The organism is Macromonas nakdongensis (assembly GCF_002837145.1).
GTDB classification, from domain to species: domain Bacteria; phylum Pseudomonadota; class Gammaproteobacteria; order Burkholderiales; family Burkholderiaceae_C; genus Macromonas_B; species Macromonas_B nakdongensis.
In genome coordinates this window covers 1-8,788 of the sequence record NZ_NWMV01000075.1, presented here as the reverse complement: position 1 = coordinate 8,788, position 8,788 = coordinate 1, and the positions used below count along the sequence as shown (strand labels likewise).

Here is an 8,788-nt window from a genome sequence, read left to right as displayed (position 1 = left end):
CGGGCCGCTCGGTCCACGCGGCCGACCTGCCCCCGAGCGAGCGCGCGCAACTGCTGGCCGAGGCCCGCCGCTGCAAGGAGGCGCTGTCGGCGCATGCCGTGTCGGGCGACACGGTGCGCTTTGCGCTGGAGGTGCAGGGTCAGCGCAGCGAGGTGGCCGTGGTCCATGCCGACTTCGCCGCGGCCACGGCCGAACTGACCCAGCGCACCATGGCGGCGGTGCGGCGCGTGCTGCGCGACGCCGGCCTGGCGCGCGACGAGGTGCAGGGTGTGGTGCTGGTCGGCGGTTCCACCCGCATGCCGGTGGTGCGCGAGGCGGTGGCCGCGTTTTTCGGTCAGGCTCCGCTCACCAACCTCAACCCCGACGAGGTCGTGGCACTGGGTGCGGCCATCCAGGCCAACCAGCTGGCCGGCAACAACCCCGACGGCGACCTGCTGTTGCTCGATGTGATCCCGCTGTCCCTGGGGCTGGAAACCATGGGCGGCTTGGTCGAGCGCATCGTGCCGCGCAACACCACCATTCCCACGGCGCTGGCCCAGGACTTCACCACCTTCAAGGACGGCCAGACCGCCCTGGCCCTGCACGTGGTGCAGGGTGAACGCGACCTGGTGGCCGATTGCCGCAGCCTGGCGCGCTTCGAGCTGCGCGGCATTCCGCCCATGGCCGCGGGCGCGGCGCGCATCCGCGTCACCTTCACGGTGGACGCCGACGGCCTGCTCACCGTGGCCGCGCGCGAGCAGAGCACCGGCGTCGAGGCCCGCATCGACGTCAAACCGTCTTACGGCCTGAGCGACGAGCAGATTGCCGCGATGCTGCAGGACAGTTTCGCCACGGCGCAGCAGGACATGCAGGCCCGCGCCCTGGTCGAGGCCCGGGTGGACGCGCAGCGCATGCTCGACGCCACCCGCAGCGCCCTGGCCGCCGACGGGCACTGGCTGAGCGAGGCCGAACGCAGTGCCATCGACGCCTGCCTGGCCGCACTCGACCAGGCCCGCCAGGGCGAGGACGCCGCCGCCATCGAAGCCGCCACCGGTGCGCTGGCCAAGGGCACCGAAGACTTCGCCGCCCAGCGCATGAACCGCAGCATCGCCCAAGCCCTGGCCGGCCAAAACGTGGAAAATCTTTGACATGCCCACCATCACCGTTCTGCCGCACCCGACCCTCTGCCCCGAAGGGGCCCGCATCCAGGCCCTCTCGGGCAGCACGATCTGCGAAGCCCTGCTGGACCACGACATCGAAATCGAACACGCCTGCGACATGAGTTGCGCCTGCACCACCTGCCACGTGGTGGTGCGAGAAGGTTTTTCCAGCCTGAACGAGGCCACGGAAGACGAAGACGACCTGCTCGACAAGGCCTGGGGGCTGGAGCCGCAGTCGCGCCTGAGCTGCCAGGCCCGGGTGGCGCAGACCGACCTGACGGTCGAGATCCCGCGCTACACGATCAACCACGCCCGCGAAAACCACTGAGTCCCGCCGCGCATGCGCCAGATCGTCCTCGACACCGAAACCACGGGCCTGTCCGCGCTCGACGGTGACCGCATCATCGAGATCGGTTGCGTGGAAATGCTCAACCGCAAACTCACCGGCAACAACCGCCACTTCTACCTCAACCCCGAGCGCAACATCCACGAAGACGCGCTGCGGGTGCACGGCATCACGCTCGAATTCCTGGCCGACAAGCCGAAATTCGCCGATGTGGCTGACGACCTGCTGGACTACCTGGCTGGGGCCGAGCTGATCATTCACAACGCGCCGTTCGACATCGGTTTCCTCGACGAGGAATTCCGCCGTCTGGGGCACGGCCGCACCCGCGGGCTGGTCGGTGGGGTGATCGACACCCTGGTCATGGCCAAGGAAATGTTCCCAGGCAAGCGCAACGGCCTGGACGCCCTGTGCGACCGCCTGGGCGTGGACAACTCAGGCCGCACGCTGCACGGCGCCTTGCTCGACGCCGAGTTGCTGGCCGACGTCTACATCAACCTGACCCGAGGTCAGAACGCCCTGGTCATGGAGATCGATGCCGGCTCGGGCAGCGATGCCCGCGGCCCGGTGTTGGTGGACCTGTCGCAATTTGCATTGCCTGTGCTGGGCGCCAACGAGAGCGAAAGCCAGGCCCACGAGGCCGTGCTGGCCGATCTGGACAAGGCCAGCAAAGGCAAAACCGTTTGGCGGGCACAGACGCCCGTTCAACAATAAGCGGCTCCCTTCAAAACCAGACCAAAAGCAGTATATAATTTGAGGCTTGATGGGTGATTAGCTCAGCGGTAGAGCACTGCCTTCACACGGCAGGGGTCACATGTTCGATCCATGTATCACCCACCATCCCGATATCGGGTGATTAGCTCAGCGGTAGAGCACTGCCTTCACACGGCAGGGGTCACATGTTCGATCCATGTATCACCCACCACACCAAAGCCCCAACGGTTGCCCGTTGGGGCTTTTTTGTTGTCCTTTTCCAGGGCGTTGCGGTGTTTTCTTGTCAGCCATCTGCAAGCGCGGCGTCAAATAATTATGAATTCATTTGAGCATGCACCCGTTCGCTGGGTGCATTTCCGTTTGGAGACGCCATGACCGCGAACACGAGCTACAACGCCTTTTTCCGCCGTTCCATCGACGACCGAGATGCCTTCTGGGCCGATCAGGCCCAGTTGATCGACTGGCACCGGCCTTTCGACCGCGTCTGCAACTACGACAACGCCCCCTTTGCCCGTTGGTTCGAAGGCGGGCAGACCAACCTGTGCCACAACGCCGTGGACCGCCACCTGAAAGACCGCGCCGACCAGAACGCGCTGATCTTCGTCTCGACCGAAACCAACACCGAAAAGGCCTACAGCTTCCGCGAGTTGCACAGCGAGGTGCAGCGCATGGCCGCCATCCTGCAAAGCCAGGGCGTGGGCAAGGGCGACCGCGTGTTGATCTACATGCCCATGATCGCCGAAGCCTGCTTCGCCATGCTGGCCTGCGTGCGCATCGGTGCGATCCATTCGGTGGTGTTTGGCGGTTTTGCCAGCCACAGCCTGGCCAGTCGCATCGACGACGCCCAGCCCAAGCTCATCGTCAGCGCCGACGCGGGCATGCGCAGCGGCAAGGTGGTGCCGTACAAGCACCTGTTGGACGAGGCCATCCAACTGGCCGCGCACAAGCCGAGCGGGGTGCTCATGGTCAACCGCGGGCTGGCCGATCTGGCGCCCGTGGCCGGCCGCGACGTCGACTACGCCACCCTGCGTGCGCAACACCTGGATGCCCAGGTGCCGTGCGAATGGGTGGACAGCTCGCACCCGAGCTACATCCTCTACACCAGCGGCACCACGGGCAAACCCAAGGGCGTGCAGCGCGACACCGCCGGTTACGCCGTGGCCCTGGCCGCGTCCATGAAGCACATCTACATGGGCAACCCGGGCGAGACCTATTTCTCCACCAGCGACATCGGCTGGGTGGTGGGCCACAGCTACATCATCTACGGTCCGCTGATCAATGGCATGGCCACCATCATGTACGAAGGCCTGCCGACCCGCCCCGACGCCGGCGTCTGGTGGAGCCTGGTCGAGAAGTACAAGGTCAGTGTCATGTTCTCGGCCCCGACCGCCGCCCGCGTGCTCAAAAAGCAGGATCCGGCTTACCTGACGAAGTACGACCTGTCCAGCCTCAGGGCCCTGTTCCTGGCCGGCGAGCCGCTCGACGAGCCGACCGCGACCTGGATCGCCGAAGCCATCGGCAAGCCCATCATCGACAACTACTGGCAGACCGAAACCGGCTGGCCCATCATGGCCATCTGCAACGGTGTGGAGCAGGCCCCCACCAAGTTCGGTTCGCCGGGCAAGGCGGTGTACGGCTTTGACGTGCGCCTGATCGACGAAAACACCGGCGAAGAGATCACCGAGCCGAACAAGAAGGGCGTGATCGCGGTCAACGGCCCGCTGCCGCCCGGCTGCCTGCAAACCATCTGGGGCGACGACGAGCGCTACGTCAAGACCTACTGGTCCAGCATCCACAACAAGGTGATGTACAGCACCTTCGACTGGGGCGTGAAGGACGAAGACGGCTACTTCTTCATCCTGGGCCGCACCGACGACGTGATCAACGTCGCCGGCCACCGCCTGGGCACCCGCGAGATTGAGGAGAGCATCTCCAGCCACCCGGCCGTGGCCGAAGTGGCGGTGGTGGGCGTGGCCGACCAACTCAAGGGCCAGGTGGCGGTGGCGTTCGCGGTGCTCAAGGACGCGACGCTGGCCGGCTCGGCGGAAGACGCGCTCAAGCTCGAAGGCGCCATCATGAAGGTGGTGGACGAGCAACTCGGCGCGGTCGCGCGCCCGGCCCGTGTGCGTTTCGTCGGCGTGCTGCCCAAGACCCGCTCGGGCAAGCTGTTGCGCCGCGCCATCCAGGCGGTGTGCGAAGGCCGCGACCCCGGCGACCTGACGACCATGGACGATCCGGCCGCCCTGCAGCAGATCAAAGACCTGATGGTCTGACCCCGTGGTTGCCCCGTTCGGGGTGATCGCTCGGCACGCCGTTGCCCCATGTGGGCAGCGGCGTCTTTGTTTGTTCGGCCAAGAACGCTATCATTGCACCCAGATCTTCAAGGGCTTGGTTATATATGCAGGAAATCATCGACCCGACGGCTGGTGTGGAAAAAGCCCGGGTGTTTGAATTGGCGGCCGAATTGTTTGGCATTTTGGCCACGCCCATGCGCCTGCGCATCCTGAGCGCCTTGTGCGACAAGGAAAAATCGGTGTCGGAATTGCTGGCCGAAATCGACACGACACAACCCAATCTGTCGCAACACCTCAACCTCTTGTACCGCGCCGGTGTGCTGGCCAAGCGCAAAGAGGGCACCCAGGTGATCTACCGGGTGCAAAGCGAAAAGGCGGTGACCCTGTGCCGCACGGTCTGCACCCAGATCGCGATTGAAATGGACGAGCCCACCGCCATCCCAGCGGCCGACCGCCTGTCGCCGCGCGCGGCCAGCTGAACCCGGCTCGGGGCTCGTCGATCGGCCTACAATGGGCCGATGGCGACTTTTTCACTTTCCAGTCCAAGGCCGCTGCGCCGGATCGGCGTGGCCTTGCTGTGTGCAGCGTTGGCCGCTTGTGGCTCCATGAACGTGGGTTTCAGCATCCCGGTGGGGCCGCACACGGGCGTGGGGGTGTCGGTCGGCACGGACGGGCGCATCGGTGTGGGCGTCGGGGTGTCGGCTGGCGGTGGCACGGTCAGCGTTGGCACCTCCGGTCAGTTGCCTGTCAACAAAGACGACGAAACTCCCGAAAAGAAATAAACATTCAACGTCGCACAGCCGCTGCAGCCTTTGCCATTCCGGGCGGTGCGAACGTCGGAGACAAGCACAAATTCATTGTCATCCCCAGGCGAACGATGGCACAATGCCGGGTGCACAGGTCCTTCCAGTCACTGTCGCATCCGCCAATCGGTCCAGCCGTGTCGCGGAAGGTTTTTCCAACCAGCTAATGTTTCCTTCAGGGAAACGGAGGTCAGCGAACCCATGAGCGAGACGAACAGCGTCTACGTTGCCTACAACGGCAACTCCTATCTCTTCGGCGGCAATGCGCCGTATGTCGAAGAGATGTACGAAAACTACCTGGCCGACCCCACCAGCGTCCCCGATTCCTGGCGCGCCTATTTCGACGCGCTGCAGCACGTGCCGGCGGTCGATGGCAGCGATGCCCGTGACGTGCCACACCTGCCCGTCATCAACGCTTTTGCCGAACGTGCCAAGCAGGGTGTGACCCAGGTGGTGATTGCCGCCGGCGCCGACTCCGACCTGGGCCGCAAGCGCGTCTTCACGCAGCAGCTGATCGCCGCCTACCGCAACGTCGGCCAGCGTTGGGCCGACCTCGACCCGCTCAAGCGCACCGAGCGCGACCACATCCCCGAGCTGGACCCGGCGTTTTACGGCTTCACGGACGCCGACCTGGAAACGGTGTTCAACACCAGCAACACCTTCTTTGGCCGCGAAACCATGCCGTTGCGCGAGCTGCTCAACGCGCTGCGCGAAACCTACTGCGGCAGCATCGGCGCCGAGTACATGTACATCAGCGACCAGACGCAAAAGCGCTGGTGGCAGGAGAAGCTGGAAAGCATCCGCAGCAAGCCCAACTTCACCGCCGAGAAGAAAAAGCACATCCTCGACCGCCTGACCGCGGCCGAAGGCCTGGAGCGCTTCCTGCACACCAAGTATGTGGGGCAAAAGCGTTTCTCGCTGGAAGGTGGTGAGAGCTTCATCGCCGCGATGGACGAGCTGATCCAGCAGGCCGGTGCCAAAGGCGTGCAGGAAATCGTCATCGGCATGGCCCACCGCGGCCGCCTGAACGTGCTGGTCAACACCCTGGGCAAGATGCCCAAGGACCTGTTCGCCGAATTCGACCACACCGCGCCCGAAGATCTGCCGGCCGGTGACGTGAAGTACCACCAGGGCTTCAGCTCTGATGTGGCCACCCCTGGCGGCCCGGTGCACCTGAGCCTGGCGTTCAACCCGTCGCACCTGGAAATCGTCAACCCGGTGGTCGAAGGCTCGGTGCGCGCCCGCATGGACCGCCGTGGCGACGTCCGTGGCAGCCAGGTGCTGCCGGTGCTGGTGCACGGCGATGCCGCGTTTGCCGGCCAGGGCGTGAACCAGGAAACCCTGGCGCTGGCCCAGACCCGTGGTTACACCACGGGCGGTACGGTGCACCTGATTATCAACAACCAGATCGGCTTCACCACTTCCGACCCGCGCGACCTGCGTTCCACCCTGTACTGCACCGACATCGTCAAGGGTGTCGAGTCGCCGGTGTTGCACGTCAACGGCGACGACCCGGAAGCCGTGGTGCTGGCGGTCCAGCTCGCGCTGGAATACCGCATGGAGTTCCGCAAAGACGTGGTGGTGGACATCATCTGCTTCCGCAAGCTGGGCCACAACGAGCAGGACACCCCGAGCCTGACCCAGCCGCTGATGTACAAGAAGATCGCCGCCCACCCCGGCACGCGCAAGCTGTACGCAGACAAGTTGGCCGCTCAAGGTCTGGGGGCGACGCTGGGCGACGACATGGCCAAGGCCTACCGCGCGGCCATGGACGAAGGCCGCCACACCGTCGATCCGGTGCTGACCAACTTCAAGAGCAAGTACGCGGTCGACTGGGCACCCTTCCTGGGCAAGAAGTGGACCGACGCCGGCGACACCGCGATTCCGCTGACCGAGTGGAAGCGCCTGTCGGACAAGATCACCACCATTCCCGACAGCGTGACGCCTCACCAGCTGGTGAAAAAGGTGTATGCCGACCGCGCCGCCATGGGCCGTGGCGAGGTGAACGTGGACTGGGGCATGGGCGAGCACATGGCCTTTGCCTCGCTGGTGGCGTCGGGTTACCCGGTGCGCCTGTCGGGTGAGGACTGCGGCCGTGGCACCTTCACCCACCGCCACGCCGTGATCCATGACCAGAACCGCGAAAAGTGGGACGTGGGCACCTACATCCCGCTGCAGAACGTGGCCGAGAACCAGGCCCCGTTCGTGGTCATCGATTCCATCCTGTCGGAAGAGGCGGTGCTGGGCTTCGAGTACGGCTATGCCGGCTCCGATCCGAACACCCTGGTGATCTGGGAAGCCCAGTTCGGCGACTTCGCCAACGGCGCCCAAGTGGTGATCGACCAGTTCATCGCCTCCGGCGAAGTGAAGTGGGGCCGTGCCAACGGCCTGACGCTGATGCTGCCGCACGGCTACGAGGGCCAGGGCCCCGAGCACTCGTCGGCCCGCGTCGAACGCTTCATGCAGCTGGCCGCAGACACCAACATGCAGATCGTGCAGCCGACCACGGCCAGCCAGATCTTCCACGTGCTGCGTCGCCAGATGGTGCGCAACCTGCGCAAGCCGCTGGTCATCTTCACGCCGAAGAGCCTGCTGCGCAACAAGGATGCCACTTCGCCGCTGAGTGAGTTCACCAAGGGCGGTTTCCAGACCGTGATCGGCGAGCAGAACGAGGCGGTGGTGAAGAACGCCGCCCACGTCAAGCGCGTGATCGCCTGTTCGGGCAAGGTGTACTACGACCTGGTCAAGAAGCGCGAGGAAAAGGGCGGCAACGACGTGGCCATCGTCCGCGTCGAGCAGTTGTACCCCTTCCCGCACAAGGCTTTCGGTGCCGAGCTCAAGCGTTTCCCGAATGCCACCGACATCGTGTGGTGCCAGGACGAACCGCAGAACCAGGGCGCCTGGTTCTTCGTGCAGCACAACATCCACGAGAACATGCTCGAGGGGCAGCGCCTGGGTTACGCCGGTCGTGCGGCGTCGGCGTCGCCGGCTGTGGGTTATGCCCACCTGCACCAGGACCAGCAGAAGCACCTGGTGGACGCGGCTTTTGCCAAGCTCAAAGGCTTCATCCTGACCAAGTAAGCCCCCGAACAGAACAACGCATTCAAGGACAGTTACATCATGGCTATCGTAGAAGTCAAAGTGCCGCAGTTGTCGGAATCCGTGGCCGAGGCCACGCTGCTGCAGTGGAAGAAAAAAGTCGGTGACACCGTCGCGGCCGACGAGATCCTGATCGAGATCGAAACCGACAAGGTGGTGCTGGAAGTGCCCGCGCCCGGCGCCGGCGTGCTGGCCGAACTGGTGGTGGGTGACGGCGGCACCGTGGTGTCGGACCAGTTGATCGCACGCATCGACACCGACGGCAAAGTGGCTGCGGCGGCTCCCGCGGCCGCCCCGGCCGCTGCTGCACCGGCTCCGGCGCCCGCCGCGGCTGCTGCCACCGGCAAGGACATGAGTGGCGTGGCCATGCCCGCAGCCGCCAAGCTGATGGCCGAC

General features: G+C 64.9%; 8 protein-coding genes and 2 tRNA genes. All 10 read left to right on the top strand.

The window, feature by feature from the left end:
* On the top strand, window positions 1-1,127 hold a 1,127-nt coding region (locus tag CON77_RS10885; RefSeq protein ID WP_157826919.1), incomplete at its 5' end, for an Hsp70 family protein.
* Between the two features lies 1 nt (window position 1,128).
* A complete protein-coding gene (gene fdx / locus CON77_RS10880; protein ID WP_101049168.1) occupies window positions 1,129-1,467 on the top strand; it encodes an ISC system 2Fe-2S type ferredoxin in 339 nt (112 codons plus the stop codon).
* A 12-nt stretch (window positions 1,468-1,479) separates the two neighbouring features.
* A complete protein-coding gene (dnaQ, locus tag CON77_RS10875; protein ID WP_101049167.1) occupies window positions 1,480-2,196 on the top strand; it encodes a DNA polymerase III subunit epsilon in 717 nt (238 codons plus the stop codon).
* A 51-nt stretch (window positions 2,197-2,247) separates the two neighbouring features.
* Window positions 2,248-2,322: transfer RNA gene (locus CON77_RS10870), tRNA-Val, on the top strand.
* Window positions 2,323-2,332: 10 nt separating this feature from the next.
* Window positions 2,333-2,407: transfer RNA gene (locus tag CON77_RS10865), tRNA-Val, on the top strand.
* Window positions 2,408-2,567: 160 nt separating this feature from the next.
* Window positions 2,568-4,469, top strand: coding sequence for a propionate--CoA ligase (locus tag CON77_RS10860; RefSeq protein ID WP_101049166.1), 1,902 nt, complete (start codon window positions 2,568-2,570; stop codon window positions 4,467-4,469).
* Window positions 4,470-4,594: 125 nt separating this feature from the next.
* Window positions 4,595-4,969 (top strand): ArsR/SmtB family transcription factor, encoded by a 375-nt coding sequence (locus CON77_RS10855; protein WP_101049165.1) that lies wholly within the window; start codon window positions 4,595-4,597, stop codon window positions 4,967-4,969.
* A 126-nt stretch (window positions 4,970-5,095) separates the two neighbouring features.
* Window positions 5,096-5,272 carry a hypothetical protein gene (locus CON77_RS15190; RefSeq protein ID WP_157826918.1) on the top strand — a complete coding sequence of 59 codons (177 nt, stop codon included), beginning with the start codon at window positions 5,096-5,098 and terminating at the stop codon, window positions 5,270-5,272.
* 222 nt (window positions 5,273-5,494) lie between these two features.
* Window positions 5,495-8,374, top strand: coding sequence for a 2-oxoglutarate dehydrogenase E1 component (locus CON77_RS10850; RefSeq protein WP_101049164.1), 2,880 nt, complete (start codon window positions 5,495-5,497; stop codon window positions 8,372-8,374).
* A 39-nt stretch (window positions 8,375-8,413) separates the two neighbouring features.
* On the top strand, window positions 8,414-8,788 hold a 375-nt coding region (locus CON77_RS10845; protein ID WP_304442157.1), incomplete at its 3' end, for a biotin/lipoyl-containing protein.

What these genes read in the sequence shown, in the direction of transcription:
- CON77_RS10850 (WP_101049164.1), top strand. Translation starts at nt 5,495, where the DNA reads ATGAGCGAGACGAACAGCGTCTACGTTGCCTACAACGGCAACTCCTAT.
- CON77_RS10855 (WP_101049165.1), top strand. Translation starts at nt 4,595, where the DNA reads ATGCAGGAAATCATCGACCCGACGGCTGGTGTGGAAAAAGCCCGGGTG.
- dnaQ (WP_101049167.1), top strand. Translation starts at nt 1,480, where the DNA reads ATGCGCCAGATCGTCCTCGACACCGAAACCACGGGCCTGTCCGCGCTC.
- CON77_RS15190 (WP_157826918.1), top strand. Translation starts at nt 5,096, where the DNA reads ATGAACGTGGGTTTCAGCATCCCGGTGGGGCCGCACACGGGCGTGGGG.
- CON77_RS10860 (WP_101049166.1), top strand. Translation starts at nt 2,568, where the DNA reads ATGACCGCGAACACGAGCTACAACGCCTTTTTCCGCCGTTCCATCGAC.
- fdx (WP_101049168.1), top strand. Translation starts at nt 1,129, where the DNA reads ATGCCCACCATCACCGTTCTGCCGCACCCGACCCTCTGCCCCGAAGGG.